The organism is Pseudomonas sp. PDM28 (genome assembly GCF_019219115.1).
Taxonomy (GTDB): domain Bacteria; phylum Pseudomonadota; class Gammaproteobacteria; order Pseudomonadales; family Pseudomonadaceae; genus Aquipseudomonas; species Aquipseudomonas laurylsulfatiphila.
Map to the genome: position 1 here is coordinate 29,844 of NZ_JAHUWG010000015.1, position 16,678 is coordinate 46,521.

General features: G+C 59.4%; 13 protein-coding genes. 7 read left to right on the top strand and 6 right to left on the bottom strand.

Going from position 1 to position 16,678, the window contains the following annotated elements; genetic code table 11:
- Positions 1-47: 47 nt before the first annotated feature.
- The gene (locus KW841_RS28025) at positions 48-836 is read left to right on the top strand and encodes a helix-turn-helix domain-containing protein (RefSeq protein ID WP_218480555.1); all 789 of its coding nucleotides are present in this window, start codon (positions 48-50) and stop codon (positions 834-836) included.
- Between the two features lie 495 nt (positions 837-1,331).
- Here the strand turns inward: KW841_RS28025 and KW841_RS28030 are convergent, their stop codons facing one another.
- Positions 1,332-2,432 (bottom strand): polyamine ABC transporter substrate-binding protein, encoded by a 1,101-nt coding sequence (locus KW841_RS28030; protein WP_218480556.1) that lies wholly within the window; start codon positions 2,430-2,432, stop codon positions 1,332-1,334.
- 15 nt (positions 2,433-2,447) lie between these two features.
- On the opposite strand from KW841_RS28030, the gene KW841_RS28035 reads away from it, so the two are divergent.
- A complete protein-coding gene (locus tag KW841_RS28035) occupies positions 2,448-2,717 on the top strand; it encodes a hypothetical protein (protein ID WP_218480557.1) in 270 nt (89 codons plus the stop codon).
- 175 nt (positions 2,718-2,892) lie between these two features.
- Here KW841_RS28035 and KW841_RS28040 read toward each other — a convergent pair whose 3' ends face one another.
- Together KW841_RS28040 and KW841_RS28045 are read right to left on the bottom strand one after the other, a co-directional pair.
- Complete coding sequence (locus KW841_RS28040) at positions 2,893-4,218, bottom strand: OprD family porin (protein ID WP_218480558.1); 1,326 nt, start codon at positions 4,216-4,218, stop codon at positions 2,893-2,895.
- A 354-nt stretch (positions 4,219-4,572) separates the two neighbouring features.
- On the bottom strand, positions 4,573-7,083 hold the full coding sequence (locus KW841_RS28045; protein WP_218480559.1) for a bifunctional diguanylate cyclase/phosphodiesterase: 2,511 nt from the start codon (positions 7,081-7,083) through the stop codon (positions 4,573-4,575).
- A 562-nt stretch (positions 7,084-7,645) separates the two neighbouring features.
- Here KW841_RS28045 and KW841_RS28050 point away from each other — a divergent pair.
- Positions 7,646-8,266 carry a glutathione S-transferase family protein gene (locus tag KW841_RS28050; protein WP_218480620.1) on the top strand — a complete coding sequence of 207 codons (621 nt, stop codon included), beginning with the start codon at positions 7,646-7,648 and terminating at the stop codon, positions 8,264-8,266.
- A 205-nt stretch (positions 8,267-8,471) separates the two neighbouring features.
- Here the strand turns inward: KW841_RS28050 and KW841_RS28055 are convergent, their stop codons facing one another.
- On the bottom strand, positions 8,472-9,878 hold the full coding sequence (locus tag KW841_RS28055) for a cytosine permease (RefSeq protein ID WP_218480560.1): 1,407 nt from the start codon (positions 9,876-9,878) through the stop codon (positions 8,472-8,474).
- A gap of 323 nt (positions 9,879-10,201) precedes the next feature.
- On the opposite strand from KW841_RS28055, the gene KW841_RS28060 reads away from it, so the two are divergent.
- The 4 genes from KW841_RS28060 (at position 10,202) to KW841_RS28075 (ending at position 14,452) form a co-directional block, all read left to right on the top strand.
- The gene (locus KW841_RS28060; protein WP_218480561.1) at positions 10,202-10,687 is read left to right on the top strand and encodes a flavin reductase family protein; all 486 of its coding nucleotides are present in this window, start codon (positions 10,202-10,204) and stop codon (positions 10,685-10,687) included.
- Positions 10,688-10,917: 230 nt separating this feature from the next.
- Positions 10,918-11,961: an LLM class flavin-dependent oxidoreductase gene (locus KW841_RS28065; RefSeq protein ID WP_007982502.1), complete on the top strand. Its 1,044-nt coding sequence runs from the start codon at positions 10,918-10,920 to the stop codon at positions 11,959-11,961.
- Positions 11,962-12,416: 455 nt separating this feature from the next.
- Positions 12,417-13,094 carry an isochorismatase family cysteine hydrolase gene (locus tag KW841_RS28070; protein ID WP_218480562.1) on the top strand — a complete coding sequence of 226 codons (678 nt, stop codon included), beginning with the start codon at positions 12,417-12,419 and terminating at the stop codon, positions 13,092-13,094.
- A 5-nt stretch (positions 13,095-13,099) separates the two neighbouring features.
- Entirely contained in the window at positions 13,100-14,452 is a 1,353-nt protein-coding gene (locus KW841_RS28075; RefSeq protein WP_218480563.1) for a cytosine permease, read from the top strand.
- A 300-nt stretch (positions 14,453-14,752) separates the two neighbouring features.
- Here the strand turns inward: KW841_RS28075 and KW841_RS28080 are convergent, their stop codons facing one another.
- Both KW841_RS28080 and KW841_RS28085 read right to left on the bottom strand, forming a co-directional pair.
- Complete coding sequence (locus KW841_RS28080; protein WP_095967701.1) at positions 14,753-16,099, bottom strand: glutamine synthetase family protein; 1,347 nt, start codon at positions 16,097-16,099, stop codon at positions 14,753-14,755.
- Positions 16,100-16,119: 20 nt separating this feature from the next.
- The gene (locus KW841_RS28085; protein WP_218480564.1) at positions 16,120-16,674 is read right to left on the bottom strand and encodes a helix-turn-helix domain-containing protein; all 555 of its coding nucleotides are present in this window, start codon (positions 16,672-16,674) and stop codon (positions 16,120-16,122) included.
- Between the last annotated feature and the right edge of the window lie 4 nt (positions 16,675-16,678).

Consider the following 16,678-nt stretch of genomic DNA (forward strand, 5'->3'; position numbering starts at 1 on the left):
ACTCTAACGTGACTGGATATTACCGACTAACGCCGATGAGCCCACCGATGCCGCCTAAAGGACATGACAAGAGTATCCGGCGCAGTATTCCCGGGCTGTCCAGCCTGCCCAGGCCACTCTACGGCCGTACCGAATCGCTGCCCAATCGCGCCCTGACCCGGCGCCACAGCCACCCGTGGGTGCAACTGTCCTATGCGATCCAGGGCGTGCTCGAAATCCAGACCAGCGTCGGGCGCTTCGTCGCCCCGCCGGAGCGTGCGGTGTGGATTCCGGCGGGCATGCCGCACCGGGTGTTCAGTTCGCCGCGCACGGAAATGCGCAGCCTGTACATCGATTGCAGCGTCTCGACCTGGGCGCCGCCGGGCTGTCATGTGTTGGCGGTCAGCGATCTGTTGCGCGAGTTGATCCGTGCCTTCAGTCAGATTCCGGTGGAATACGACCAGGACGGTGCGCACGGCCGGTTGGCCCAGGTGATTCTCGATCAGTTGGCTGAGGCACCCCAGATCGACCTGATGCTGCCCCTGCCCCAGGACAGCCGGTTGCGGCAAATCGCGCAAAGCCTGGAGTCGCACCCCGAGCAACAAACCACCCTCAGTCACTGGAGCGACCAATTCGGCGTCACCGAGAAAACCCTCAGTCGCCTGTTCCTGCGCGACACCGGCCTGACCTTTCGCGCCTGGCGTCAGCGTTTGCGCCTGCTCGGCGCCCTGCCCCCCCTGGAACAGGGCGAGCGCGTGACCGACGTGGCGCTGGCTTGTGGCTACGACTCGACGTCGGCGTTTATCGCGGCGTTTCGTCAGCAGTTTGGTGAAACACCGGGGGAGTTTTTTCGCTGAGCCTTGCGCCGTACATCTCTGTTGCCTGTCAGTCCGCCATCGCGAGCAAGCTCGCTCCCACAGGGGGCTTTATGTCGTACGCAGAATTTGTGCACAACAACATTCAACTGTGGGAGCGAGCTTGCTCGCGATGGCGGTGGATCAGTCGACACCTGCATTGACTGACACTACGCCTTCGCGAGCAAGCTCGCTCCTACAGGGGGCTTTCTGTCGTACGCAGAATTCGTGCACAACAACATTCAACTGTGGGAGCGAGCTTGCTCGCGATGGCGGTGGATCAGTCGACACCTGCATTGACTGACACTACGCCTTCGCGAGCAGGCTCGCTCCTACAGGGGGCTTTATGTCGTACGCAGAATTTGAGCACAACAACATTCAACTGTGGGAGCGAGCTTGCTCGCGATGGCGGCGGATCAGTCGACACCTGCATTGACTGACACTAAGCCTTCGCGAGCAGGCTCGCTCCCACAGGGAGTTCACATGAGTTTTCCGGGGTTACTGATCGGACTTGATGCTGGTCCACACCCGCGTGCGCACCCGCTCGAGCTTTTGCGGCAATGGCTGCACGACGTACAGCGTCTTCAATGCCTCGCTGGTCGGTGTCAGGTTCGGGTTGCCGGTGATGTCCTTGTTGATCAGCGCCAGCGAGTCCTTGTTGGCATTCGGGTAACCGAGGAAGTCGCTGATCGGCGCGATGACTTTCGGGTCCAGCAGGTTGTTGAGGAATTCGTGGGCCTCGGCGACGTTCTTCGCGCTTTTCGGGATGGCGAAGGTGTCGAACCAGATTGGCGCCCCCTCTTTGGGCAGGCGCCAGTCGACGACCACACCGTTGCCCGCCTCTTTGGCGCGGTTGCCGAACTGATAGAAGCTGCCGGAATACCCGATGGCCACGCAGATATCGCCGTTGGCAATGTCGGTCATGTACTTGGCGGAGTTGAAGTAGGTAACGTAAGGGCGGACCTTGAGCATCAGTGCCTTGGCTTTTTCGTAGTCATCCGGGTTCTGGCTGTTCGGGTCCAGCCCGAGGTAATGCAGGGCCAGCGGCAGGATCTCCGACGGCGAGTCGAGCATCGCGACGCCACAGGCCTTGAGCTTCTCCATGTTCTCGGGCTTGAACACCAGGTCCCAGCTGTCCACCGGCGCATTCTCGCCCAGCGCCGCCTTGACCTTGGCCGGGTTGAATCCGATCAGCACGGTGCCGTACATGTAGGGCACGCCGTACTGGTTGCCCGGGTCGTTCTTGTCCAGCAGCTTGAGCAACGCCGGGTCCTGGTGCGACCAGTTCGGCAGCTTGGACTTGTCGAGTTTCTGGAACACGCCGGCCTTGATCTGGGTTTCGATGAACTGGTTCGAGGGCACCACCAGGTCGTAACCCGAGTTGCCGGTGAGCAGCTTGGCTTCCAGGGACTCGTTGGTGTCGAAGGTGTCCCAGGTCACCTTGATCCCGGTGTCCTTGGCAAAGTCCTTGGGTACGGACGGCAGGATGTAGTCCGCCCAGTTGTACACCCGCAATTCGCGCTGTTCGGCGTGCACCGCGCTGGCCAGCAGCGACAGTCCGCAAACGGTGGCGCCCAGTATGCGTTTCATTGAGTCCATGGATCGTTTCCCCAAGTGTGGCGTGAGTTCGATGGTTTTTATGTTCTGTACACGGCAGCGGCCTTGAAAATTGCCAAGGGCAAGGAAGTAAAGCTTCTGGTTGTGATTCTTGCCGAGGGCATGGCCGGTTCACAGCGTGAGTCAGGCCAAAAGGAGATCGAAACGGCCAAAATACCTGTCCGCATTGATCAGCGATGCGACAGTGCGGCGGCCAGCCCAAACATCGATTTTTCTGTGGGAGCGGGCTTGCTCGCGAAGAGGCCGGCACATTCAGTATCGATGTGATCTGACACACCGCCATCGCGGGCAAGTCGGATCGCCGCACCGCCGCTCCCACAGGGTTTGCGCGGTCCTTGTGGGAGCGGGCTTGCCCGCGATGAGGCCGGCACATTCAATATCAATGTCGACTGGCACACCGCCTTCGCGAGCAAGCCCGCTCCCACCGGGGATTGTGGTGTGATTACAGCAGCGACAAGGTGTAGTTGATGATGAACCGGCTCTGGTCCACATTGCGGCCGGCGTCGGTGTTCGATTTGGCATTGCGCAGTGTGAACCCCACCCCTTTGAACGTGCCCGACTGCAACACGTAGTCCAGGGTCATGTCACGCTCCCATTCGGACTGATCGCTGGCGTTTTGCGCCTTGATGTCCGTGCCCTTGAGATACGCGATCGAGGCTTTCAGGCCCGGCACGCCCATGGGCGCGAAGTCGTAGGTGTATTGCCCGAAGTTCGTCTGCTCTCCGGCGCGGGCAAAGTTCTGGATCATCTTGTCGGTGGGCAGGTAGACACTGCCGCCGCCCGCCCCTTTGTCCACCAGGCTGCCCTGGTTGGGCTGGACGAAGTTGCTGCCGTCGCCCACCCGTTGATGCCCCACCGACACCGCATGCCCGCCATGGGTATAGGTGAGCATCGCCACCCAGGTGCTGTTGTCGATTTCACCGTCGTTGTCGTCGGTGTACCCGGATACCCGATAACCTTGCGCACGGCCGGAGGCTGAGCTGTTGGCACCGCTGGACGTGGTGCGGAAGTAGCGCAGGTCGGTGGACAGTGAGCTGGCGCTGTCGATGGACAGAATGTGCGTCAGGCCGAGAAAGCTCTGGTTGTAGAAGTCTTCCAGCTGCGCGAAGTAATACTGCGTCTTGAGGCTTTTGCTGAGGTTGTAGTCAGCGCCGGCGTAGTAGAACTTGTTGCTGTCCTGGGTACTGCCGGCGACCGACAGCCCTGTACGGTCGGTCGAGGCACGCCCGACCGCGTGCTCCAGCACACCGCTGGTCAGGGTCAGGCCATCGATGTCGTTCGAGGTGACCTGCGCACCGGTAAACGATTGCGGCAACACACGCGCGTCGTTGGCCAGCAGGATCGGCAACTTCGGCAGCAAGGTGCCGTAGCGAAATTCAGTCCTGGCCAGGCGCATCTTCGCCGTGGGGCCGAAGCTGCTCCAGGTGTCGGCCGCGCCGTCACCGTCGGAAGGAATCATACCGCTACCGACGTGGCGCCCCGCTCCGCTGTCCAGCGTGATGCCGAGCAACGCCTGGGCATCGAGCCCGAACCCTAGCGTGCCCCGGGTAAATCCGGACTCATAGCGCAACACGAAGCCCTGGGCTGACTCTTCGGTTTTCGAAGGCTCCGCTGCGCCATCGCGATTGTCGCTGTTGAAGTACAACGTGCGCATCGACAGGCTGGCCTTGCTGTCTTCAAGAAAACCATGGGCGGCGGAATCGGCCGCCTGTGCACACAGCGAACCGGTGGCCAACAGGACTGCGGTGGGAATCGCGCGTTTGAACATAGGGTGCTCCTGGGTGTTTCTTATCGTTTTTGAAGGTTTCACCGCCAGGCAGGACCCGATTGCCGCCCACGCAACAGCGCTCAACACGAACGCGACAACAGGCGCGCTCGATGAGTGATGCGAATTGTTCGAGGTGAGGGTTTACTGACTGGCTTGTGAAACTCTTAAAACATTTCGGCAGGCTATTATCAAACGCGGTGAAAGTAGTTTTCGTGGAGGGATAAGCCTTGTCGTGCAGGGGTATGGACGATCACTGTTTTTGCATATCGGTGCAGCGGATTTTCATCATGCCGACCTCGTCGGCAGTGGGTTGAATCCACAGCCGAAAGCGGACGTTCCCAGGCACCTGCGAAGTTATGGCGACTTAGTCTTGGTCCGCGGGAAATCAGTGCTCGCCATTGATCTTTCGTGAACGTACTTCTCAAATTCTTCGGCTGGCAGTGGCGCAGAAAACAGGAAGCCCTGATAGGTCTGGCAGCCATGCTTGACCAGAAAGGTGCGCTGAGCTTCTGTCTCCACACCTTCTGCAATCACCGAAAGCCCCAATATCTGGCTCAGGCTCACAATCGCGCAGGCGATGGCGGCGTCGTTGGAATCAACCAGCACATCCCTGATGAAGGACTGGTCGATCTTGAGTTGATCCAGCGGAAGGCTCTTGAGGTATGACAGTGACGAGTAGCCGGTTCCGAAATCATCCAGCGAAAGGCCTATGCCGATCTCTTTCAACTCGATCATTTTGGCGACAGTACCTTCCATATCCTCTATCAGCAGGCCTTCGGTCAGTTCCAGTTTCAATTTCTTCGGATCGGCCCCCGTGCGTCTCAGTACTTGCAGTACCTCCTCGACGAAGTCCGGATGGTGAAACTGGCGGGCACTGACATTCACAGCCATACCCAATCGGGCGGTTTCCGGATGCTTTGCCCAGGCAACCAGTTGAGCGCAGGCTGCCTGCAGCGCCCAACGGCCTAGCGGCAGAATCAACCCCGTTTCCTCTGCCAATGGAATGAACTCGCCTGGAAACACGACTCCGCGCTCAGGATTCTGCCATCTCATCAGTGCCTCTGCGCCAATGATACGGCCCTCACTATTGACCTGCGGCTGGTAATGAAGAAGGAACTCGTTGTTCTGCAAGCCTTGGCGCAAGTCTACTTCCAGTCTGGCGCGTGCCGTGGCAACCGCCTGCATTTCCGGATCGAAGAAGCGCATGGTATTGCGGCCCGCCGCCTTGGCTCGATACATCGCCAGGTCAGCGCGCTTCATAATATCGTCCACTGTGCTCAGCTGCCCCTGGAACAGCGCAATGCCGAGGCTCGGGGTGCTGTGGTGCTCATAGCCATCCAACTGGTAGGAAATGTTCAGAGCGTTGAGAATCTTTTCGCCAACAGCCTTGGCCTGGATAGCGGCTTCTCGAGGGTTCTCATTAAGGCCATCCATCAGGACGACGAATTCGTCTCCGCCCAGGCGAGCCACGGTGTCGCTCTCGCGTATGCAGCCGCAAAGGCGCAGAGCAACTTGCTGCAGCAACATGTCGCCTCTGTCATGCCCCAACGTGTCGTTCAGTGCCTTGAAGTTATCCAGGTCAATGAGAATTATCCCGCTCGTATGCAGGCTACGGGAGCTGCCCGCCAGCAGATGCTGTAACCGGTCCAACATGAGCCGCCTGTTGGCCAGCCCGGTCAACTGATCGTAGAAAGCCAAACGCTGGACCTCTTGCTCAGCGGTCTTACGGTGGGTGATGTCAGTATTGATCGACAGAACGGATTGCGGCTGGCCATCATCGTCTCGCACCAGGGTTCGATGACTTTCGAGCGTGATGGTGCGGCCATCCCGGCGTCTAAGTGTAACTTCGTCCGCCCAGTCACCCGTTTCTATCAGGCTGTTAGTGGCCGCATTGAAAGCGGCGCTACCCTGGTAGATCAACTCCTGTGCCGATTTGCCGAGTGCCTCTTCCTTAGACAGACCGTAGAGACGCTCGGCGCTTTTGTTCCAGTACAGGATGCGGTTATCCATCCCGTGAACGACAATCGCGTCCTGGGCCTTGTCCAGCAGCGATGCTTGCTGGCGGGCCTGCATCTCGCTTTCGCGCAGCACTGCCAGATAACCTTCCCTTTCCGCGGCTTGCGACTCCATTTCGCGCCTGATCTTGCCCCCGTAGACAACGGCCGCACTGACCATCAACAGCACGAACACCATGATCGCGTATTCGACCCGGCGCAGTTCCTCGACCGACTCAAGCTCCTCCTCCAGGAGCTTGCTTTGAATCAGGCCAACGCGATCGCGCACGGTACTGAGTGAGGCGAGCAACAGGGCATACTTCCTGTCCATCGTTGCCATGCGTTTACCGGCATTATCCGACTGCCCCTCCCTGAAGTAGGAAAAGATCAGCAAGGCCTCGTTCACCATTTCGACCATCGCGGCATCAACTGCACCCACCTCATCCTTCAATGCAAGGGTAAAGGCTTGTATATCTGCACTGTGTTCAGCCTCATGGGCGATCCGTTCTTCCAACTGTTTTTTGGCCATTGCCAAATGCTCGTTGAAGGCGCGCAAGGCTTCATTCATGTTCCGCGATTCGGCTTCAACATGATGCGTATCGAACACATTATTGCCCGGCGCATTGACTGTGGAAGCCAGGCTGCCCAGCGTTGAATAGCTCGACAACTGTTGGACCCACGACTGGTTTGCCTTGATGGAGCGGTGATAGGTATCGACGATCAGGTGATTCAATAGCACGCTCAGCACAACAACCAGCACGTCGAATCCCGCAAGAAAAAAGTACATGCGGTGCCATTTGGTCGAGCGCGGCTTACTTGAACGGCTGGGAATGGCGTGCTTTGCGGCGCTTTTACTCCCGAAAAAATCCATTTCACAATCTCCAAACATAATCCTTCTAAATTGACCAATAGAAGCGGTATTCGGAAACCAGAAGCTATGCGTCTTAAGTGCTACGCCAACCAAGTATTCGACACTAAGCAATGCATTTGGCGATGCTGAATTTCATGGTGAAATTTTTTACTCTCCGAAGCGCCCAGCCGCACCGTAGCGAAAGTCGATTCGATCCTGAGTGATCCCAACGGGCCATTTGCGCGCAACCTGCCGGACTGCCTGATCAGTTTCGACAGCAATCCAAGCATAGCCACTAATTTGCAATTATTCTGTTCGCCGACTGCTCCAGGTCGGTAGCAGCCCTTGACGCAGCGCATTTGCAACGGCTCTCCCCAGCAAGGCAGATAATGTCGGCAGTTGACCGTCATAGACTAATCTCCACCTTTGACGAACGCTCAAATGAAGGGTTGCCATGGGATGAGGCAGATTGGCAGTCACTCACTCGTTCCACGCGTAAAAAACACGTGAAAAAGTTAGATCAGATAAGTGACTGATTATGGAAGATAAAGCAGATATAACGGTTAACAAGGCGCCGCAACTTCTGAACGATCAAGTCGAGCTGTACGGCGCCAGCACTGGCAACAGTCTGCGGGCCGCGATTGCCCTGGAAGAAGCCGGCATCGCCTACACGGCACGCAAGCTCGACCTGTATGCACAGGAGCACCGCGGGCCGGACTTCCTGGCGCTCAACCCGGCCGGGAAAGTGCCGACCCTGATCGATCACGGGACGACGCCGACGCTGGTCATCAACCAGTCCAACGCCATCATCCAGTACGCCGACTCCATTGCCCCCGCAAAGCTGGCACCGGCGCAGCCGGGACCTGTGCGCACCCGGGTGATCGACCGCTATTTCTATTTCGTGACCGATGTCATCGCCCCCAGCCATGCCGCGTTTTTCCTGCACCAGGCAGGCCAGGACAAAGCGGCGGCGATCATCGACCTGCGGGTGATCGAACAACTGACCTACTCGGAAAGTTTTCTGACCGGCGAATTCATGGCCGGCGAACAGTTTTCCATGGCCGACATTTCGGCGTTCACCATCGCCATGGCATTCCGTGACCGGCTGGACTGGAAGCTGCTGCCACAACTATCGCGCTGGTTCGACACGGTCGAAGCCAGGCCGGCGGTACAACGCGGCCTGAATGTGTTCAAGCATTCCTGAGCGATCAGCGAACATAAAAATGCCCGACACGCCGCCGTCACTGTGGGAGCGAGCTTGCTCCGGGCGGCGTTCCGACGATGGACTTAAGAGCGCTGCGTTTAGTCAGTAAACACGCGGCATCGTTAACGACCATCGCGAGCAAGCTCGCTCCTACAGTGACGGCGACGCGCCGGGCATTTTCATACGAACACCCAACGATTTAGCCTCAGTCGGTGTAGCCGAACTTCATCGCACGGCTTTCCTGCGCCTGGCTTCGCGTAGCGAGGCAGTAATACAACGGGCATGTCACCACCAGTCCCACCAGCCATGACAGGTCCGCGCCGTCTACCAGATTGGCGTACGGCCCGACATACAGTGAAGTGTTGGCGAATGGCAACTGCACGATGATGCCGATGAAGTAGGCAATGATCGCGTGCAGGTTGAAGCGCCCGTAGATGCCGCCGTCCGCGCGGAAGATCGAGGCGATGTCGTAGCGGCGACGCTTGATCAGGTAGAAGTCGATCAGGTTGATCGACGCCCAGGGCACCAGCACCAGCAACAGCGCCAGAATCAGGCCGATGAACTGCGAAATGAAGTTCGCCGAGGCACCCAGTGCCACCACGCAGCAACCCGCCAGGATGATGCCCGACAACACCACGCGCACCTTGATGCTCGGCGTCCACTGGCTGGCGAAGGTCTGGATCGAGGTGATGATCGACAGCACCGCGCCATACAGATTCAGGGCGTTGTGGCTGATGATGTTGAGCAGGAACAGCACCATCAGGATCGGCCCCAGCCAACCGGTGGACTGCTTGACCGCCGCCATCGCCTCGGTGCCTTCGGGCGTCGCCAGGACCGCCACGGCACCGAAGGTGAACGACAGGATCGTGCCCAGGGTCGCCCCCAGGTAAGTGGCGAAGAACGGCCGGGTGATGCCGATGTCCGCCGGCAGGTAGCGCGAGTAGTCCGACACATACGGCGAGAAGCTGATCTGCCAGATGATGCCCAGCGAGACCGTGGCCAGCCAGCCCGACAGGTTGAACCCGCCGCGAGTGAAGAAGTCCGCCGGCAGGTCATGGGCGAAGATGTAGAGGAAACCGGCGAGCAACGCGCTGCCCATGACCCAGGTACCGATGCGGTTGAGGGTGTGGATGAAGCGATAACCGATCACCCCGATGGCCGTGGCGCTGAGGGCACCGATGAGGATGCTCGCCGGTACCGGAACCGACGGCACAATGCCGACAATCGATTTGCCTGCCAACACGATGTTGGAGATGAAGAAACCGATGTAGATCAATGCGGCGAAGAACACGATCAGCAGCGCGCCGTAGCGGCCGAACTGACCACGACTCTGGACCATCTGCGGAATGCCCATGCACGGCCCCTGGGCCGACGCCAGCGCAATCACCACACCTCCGACCATGTGCCCGAGGGCAATCGCCAGCAGGCCCCAGAACAGGTTGAGGTGGAACACCTGGACCACCATGGCGCCGGTGACGATGGGCAGTGGCGCGATGTTGGTGCTGAACCACAGGGTGAAAAGATCGCGGGCCTTCCCATGGCGCTCTGCGAGTGGAACGTAGTCGACCGTGTGGTTCTCGATCAACGGATCTTGCCGGGACATCTGGGACATGTGCATGAACTCGAGTTTGTCTGTTCTTATCTTTGTATGAAGCCAAACCGGGGGGACTCTCTGGCCGCCCCTCAGATGCGGACCATATTATGGTATTCCAAACTTTAAACAAGACTGATCCGGTCTTTGAACAAGCCTCTGAGCCGGTATCCTGCCCGATTCACGCCCACACTGGCTAGCCAATAGCCCCGTAATCATTGGGTTTGCGACGAAAGCCGTACGTTTATCGGTTCACTCAAAAAGACCTTGCAATCGATGTATTACGGTATACCATCAGACCTACAAACACATAAAAACGCGTCACACCACCCGAGGACCGTCCAATGATCGATGCCGCCATCTACAAACAAGTCATGGGCTCGTTCCCGTCCGGAGTGACCGTGATCACTACGCTCGATGAAGATGGGCAAATCGTCGGCCTGACCGCCAGCGCCTTCAGTTCGCTGTCGATGGACCCGGCCCTGGTGCTGTTCTGCCCCAACTACAGTTCCGACTCCTATCCTGTCCTGATCAAGAACAAGCGCTTTGCGATCCACGTGCTTTCCGGCGGTCAGCAAAGCGAAGCCTATGCCTTCGCGCGCAAAGGCAAGGACAAGGCCCAGGGGATCGAGTGGACGCTCAGCGAGTTGGGCAACCCGATCCTGGCCAACGCCACGGCGGTCATCGAATGCGAGTTGTGGCGCGAATATGAAGGCGGCGACCACGCCATCATGGTCGGCGCGGTGAAGAACCTGATCGTGCCCCAACAGAACAGCGGGCCACTGGTGTATTGCCACGGCAAGATGGGCGCCCTGCCTGTTCTGGCCTGATCCCTCTGATATCACCGCATCCCCCTGTGGGAGCGGGCTTGCCCGCGAAGAGGCCGGCACACTCAACATCGATGTCGCCTGACACTCCGCCTTCGCGGGCAAGCCCGCTCCCACAGGACCCGGGGTTGCCGGCAGAGAAATGTTTTTGCAGACATTTCGTATTATGGTATACCAATAACCATCAGGCCCGCAGTCGACAGGCCAACAACAAAAGATCCGAGGTAAGCGTCATGAAGTTTTCCCTGTTCGTACACATGGAACGTTGGGATGAAAGCGTCAGCCACCGCCAGTTGTTCGAAGACCTGACCGAACTGACGCTGATGGCCGAAGCCGGTGGTTTCAGCACCGTCTGGATCGGTGAACACCACTCCATGGAGTACACCATTTCGCCAAGCCCGATGCCGTTGCTGGCTTATCTGGCGGGCAAGACCACCACCATTCACCTGGGTGCCGGCACCATCATCGCGCCGTTCTGGCATCCGCTGCGGGTGGCCGGTGAATGCGCGTTGCTCGACGTGATCAGCAACGGGCGCATGGAAGTCGGTTTGGCCCGTGGGGCCTACCAGATCGAATTCGACCGCATGGCCGGCGGCATGCCAGCCTCCTCCGGCGGCCAGGCATTGCGGGAAATGGTTCCGGTGGTGCGGGCCTTGTGGAACGGCGACTACGCCCATGACGGCGACATCTGGAAATTCCCCACCTCCACCAGCGTGCCCAAGCCGATCCAGCAACCGAACCCGCCGATGTGGATCGCCGCCCGCGACCCGGACTCGCACAACTTCGCGGTGGCCAACGGCTGCAACGTCATGGTCACGCCGCTGATGAAAGGCGACGAGGAAGTCCTCGACCTGAAGAACAAATTCCAGGCCGCCCTGGACAACAATCCTGGCGTGCCGCGTCCGCAACTGATGGTGCTGCGACACACCCACGTGCACACCGCCGACGATCCACAGGGCTGGGAAGTCGGGGCCAAGGCGATCTCGAAGTTCTATCGCACCTTCGATGCCTGGTTCGGCAACAAGACCACCCCGGTCAACGGCTTCCTTGCGCCGAGCCCGGAAGAGAAATTCGCCGGTCGCCCCGAGTTCGAGCTCGAGAGCCTGCACAAGACCGCCATGATCGGCACCCCGGAAGAAATCATTCCGCGCATCAAGTACTACCAGGAACTGGGCGTGGACGAATTCAGCTTCTGGTGCGATAACAGCCTGCCCCACGCGGAGAAGAAAAAATCCCTGGAGCTGTTTATCAAGCATGTGGTGCCAGCGTTTCGCTGATTCCTGAGCCAGGATGCGAGACTGGGGACCAGCACATCTCAACTGTGGGAGCGGGCTTGCTCGCGAAAGCGGTGCCCCTGACGACATTAATGTTGGATGTGCCGGCCTCTTCGCGGGCAAGTCGGATCGCCGCACCGCCGCTCCCACAGGGATTGATGTACCGGACACACCGCGTTCGCGAGCAGGCTCGCCCCCACAAGAGTCGATTCCAATGATCACTGGTCGTCTCCCATCACTCGCCCTCCCCTCCGGCGCCGCGCGGGCTTACCTGCGCGGTGAATGGACTGCTTCGCACCTGCATTTCAAGCGTCTGCGCGCCAGCGTTTCGGCCAAGCAGAACGGCTTCTGGCAAATAGTTCACTGAGCCCACCCGAACAGCCAATCACGCACCCCGCGTCTCGCCATGGCCTGGCGCGTGCGGTGTCTTGTGTTTCGCCTTTGATCAGGTTTGCCCAATGAACAATAACAACGCGCTGTTGATCATCGACATGCAGCAGGAGGACGGCTTCGTCCTGGAGAACCTCGACAGAGTGCTCGCCCATACCGCCGCCCTGCTCGATACCGCCCGCCATCAGCGGATGCCTGTCATCTATACCCGCCACATCAATCAGGCCGACGGCAGTGACCTGCCCCACGGTGAACCCCTGGCCGCCGACGGTGGCCCCGGCGGTTACCGCGCCGGCACCCGGCAAGTGGAAATCATCGAGTCGCTGACGCCGCAATCCGGTGAATGGATCATCGACAAGGGCCGTTACAGTGCCTTTCACCGCACCGACCTCGATGCCCGACTCAGGGCCATGGAGGTCGACACGCTGATCGTCTGCGGCGTGTTGACCGACGTCTGCGTACTGACCAGCGTGTTCGATGCCTTTGCCCTGGGCTATCGCGTGCGCCTGGTCAGCGATGCCTGCACCACGACCACCGAGGCCGGGCATTACTCGGCCCTGCTGATCATGGCCAACTGGGTCTACTCACTGGAAATCCTCACCACGACCGAATGCCAGCGCGCCCTGGAACACCGCGACTACCTGAGCCTGATCCCCGAGCGTCCGGACCTGTTTGCCCACCAGCCCCATGAGCTGCAAAGCACCATCGCCCGTCTGCAATCCCGTCTCGTCCGGACTCAGGAGTAATCGCCATGCAAGTCGAAAAAAGAAGCATCGATTTCATCCCCGAGACCGAACGCCACGGCAAGCCGGGCTCGCTGTTCTATATCTGGTTCGGCGCCAACATGAACATCACCACCATCGCCTCCGGCGTGTTGCCGGTGGTGATGGGGCTCAACCTGTTCTGGAGTGCGCTGGCGATCATCGTCGGTTCGTTGCTGGGGGCGATTTTCATGGCCTCCCACTCGGCCCAGGGACCGAAGCTGGGCATTCCGCAAATGATCCAGAGCCGGGCGCAATTCGGCGTGCTGGGGGCGGTGTTGCCGCTGCTGTTCGTGATGCTGATTTACCTGGGCTTCTTCGTCAGCAACACCTTGCTCGCGGCCCAGGCGCTGGAGTCCGTCAGCCCGCTGCCGATGTCCGGCAACATCTACCTGATCGGCGCGTTGTGCTTCGTCGTCGCCCTCTATGGCTATCGGTTGATTCACCGTTTGCAGAAGCTGCTGTCGATTCTGTCGCTGGTGGTGTTCATGGCCGCCACGGTGCTCGCCTTGCAGTTGCCGATCCCGGCCGAACAATGGCTGCCGACCGGCTTCTCGTTGTCGAAGTTCCTGGTGGCAGTGAGCATCGCCGTGACCTGGCAACTGTCCTACGCGCCTTATGTCGCCGACTACTCGCGCTACCTGCCGAGCAATACGCCGACCGCCCAGGTGTTCTGGTACAGCTACGCCGGCACGGTCAGCGGTGGCGCGTGGATGATGATTCTCGGGGCGATCCTGAGCGTCGGCATCGGCGACTTTTCCAGCAACGTCGGCGGGCATGTCGCCGGTCTGTTCGGCACTGGCGCGGTGCTGCTGTTCGCCTTCATCGTCTATGGCCAGGTGTCGATCAACGTGTTCAACCTGTACGGCGCGTTCATGTCGACCATCACCGTGATCGAGCCTTTCGCCCGACTCAAGGTAACGCCGCGGATGCGCGGTGTGTTCATGCTGCTGATCAGCCTGGTGGCCACGGCCCTGTGCACCATCAGTCAGGACGACTTCATCAACTTCTTCCTGAACTTCATCTTCTTCATGAGCTACTTCCTGATCCCGTGGACGGCGATCAATCTGGTGGACTACTACTGCCTGCGCAAAGGGCAATACCGGATTGATGACATCTTCGACCTGAACGGGATCTATGGGCGCGTCAACCGGATTGCCTGCGGCAGTTTCCTGCTGGCGATTGCCCTGGAAATTCCGTTCATGAACACCACGTTGTACGTCGGCCCAGTGGCCACGGCGCTGGATGGGGTGGATCTGGCGTGGGTTGTCGGGTTGCTGGTGCCGGCGGTGAGTTACTACTGGCTGATGAAAATGAACGCGCGCGTCAGCGTACCTGCTTAGTCATCAGCATTTGACGGCAAAAAGATCGCAGCCTGCGGCAGCTCCTACAAGGGCAAGACGTACCCCCCTGTAGGAGCTGCCGCAGGCTGCGATCTTTTGATTCTCACGACCGACCAAATTCCAGGCAAAAAAAATCCCGGGCAGCTGATGGACGCCCGGGACTTAAAAATGCATAAACCGTGGTGGTGAACGCGGCGCGGATATTACGGAATATTTCGGCCTGTAACAAGATATTTTAATTCACTATCCAGTTACTAAACGCTCTAAGCCCTTATATATCCACATATTTTCTAAGCGCGACTACAAGAACCAACGATACTCCCGCGCACTGATGTCATGCAGAAATGCCAGATGATCCTGCCGCTTGTTTTCGCAATAGACGTCTACAAACTCCGCCCCCAAGCCTTCGCGCACGGCTGAATGATGTTGCATGGACTGCACCGCTTCGAGCATTTCCAACGGGAAATCGATGCCACTGCTGCGGTCTTCGTTGAGCGGTGCAATCGGCTCGCGCTCCCCTTCCAGGCCCTGCTCCAACCCCACCAGGATCGCCGCCAACGCCAGATACGGGTTGGCATCGGCGCCCGCCAGGCGATGTTCGATGCGCAGGTTCTTGACGTCCGACTCCGGAATACGCAGGCACGCATCGCGATCCTCGAAGCCCCAGCTGGCGCGGGACGCGACGTTCACCGTGCCGCTCAAGCGACGCATGGCATTGTGGTTCGGGGCAAAGATCGGCATGCAGTGCGGCAATACCTCCAGACAACCGGCCACGGCATGGCGCAGCGCCCGCTGCCCGTTCGCCGCCAGCAGGTTGTTGCCGGCCTGGTCATACAGGCTGACGTGCACGTGCATGCCACTGCCGGGGTGTTGCAGGTAAGGTTTGGCCATGAAACTGGCGCGCAGGTTGTGCTTGAGCGCCACGCCCCGGGTGCTGCGGCAGAACAGGGCCGCCCAGTCGGCGGCGCGCAGGCCGTCATCGCAATGGCCGAAGTTGATTTCGAACTGGCCCGGGCCGAGTTCAGCGGTAATCACCGTGGCATCGATGCCTTGGGCTCGCGCGGTCTCGACCATCTCATCGAGCACCGGGGCGAAGCGCGACAAGCGTTCGATGTGCATGTTCGGCTGATCATCGGCATCGCCAGTCAATTCATCACGGGGGAACTGAGGCAGGCCGTCCTTCAAGCGGCTGTCGAACAGGTAAAACTCCAGCTCGAAGGCCACCACCGGGAAAATCCCTTTACGGTGCAGGCGGTTCAACACCTGGGCCAGCACTTCACGGGGTTCGAATTCGATGGGTTTTTCCGTGCCGTCGGAGGTGATCAGCATCTGGCCCAGAGGCTGCTTTTCCCAGGTCACCAGCTTCAAGGTGCCAGGCACCAAACGCCGCAGCGCATCCGGGTCACCATCGTTGAAGCAGTAGTCTCCGATCTTGAACAGCCCACCCTGGGTGCCGAGCAGCACGCAGTTTTGCGGCAGTTTCAGTGCACTGCCGGCAGCGACTTTCTCCAGCATCTCGATCGGGTAGCGCTTGCCGTAGAAATGCCCCGGAATGTCCAGGGAGATCAGGTCGACATAACGTACTTCGGGGTTGCAGTGGCGGAAGTTGCGAACTTCGGCCAGCAGTTCAGAGCACACGGCATCCATCGTTTTGGTCCTTGTTGTTATCAGGTGTAAACCCAAAGCACGCGGGTCAGTTGGTCGGACAGGTTGCCGTAGCGGCAGTGCGCATGGCTGGCCAGTTGAAAGCTGTCGCCGGGATGCAGGGTCACCGGTTCGTTGTCGTCGAGCCACAGGGTCAGTTGCCCTTCGAGGACATAACCGCCCTGCTCCGAGCTGTCCTTCATGTGCCGCTCGCCGCTGCTGGCGCCGGGTTCGAGCTGGCTTTCCAGCATCGAGAACGACGCGCGCATTTTTGGCGAAACGAGGATGTCGGTAATGCCGTCGGCGTAGTACAGCGTGCGGCGCTCGTCCGGGCGGGTGACCCAGGACAACGCCATGGGTTTGGGCAGGCTGTAGAAATAGGTGGTCGGCACGCCGAGGGTTTCGCTGATCGCGGTCAGGTCCGCCACCGTCGGGCGCGACAGGCCGCGCTCGACCTGGGACAGAAAACCGACGGAGCGGCCGATTTTGTCCGCCAGTTCCTTGAGGGTGTACTTCTTGTGCTTGCGCAGGTCCTGGATCAGGATCGCCAGCGCCGAGATTTCTTCTTGCATGTCCATCTTG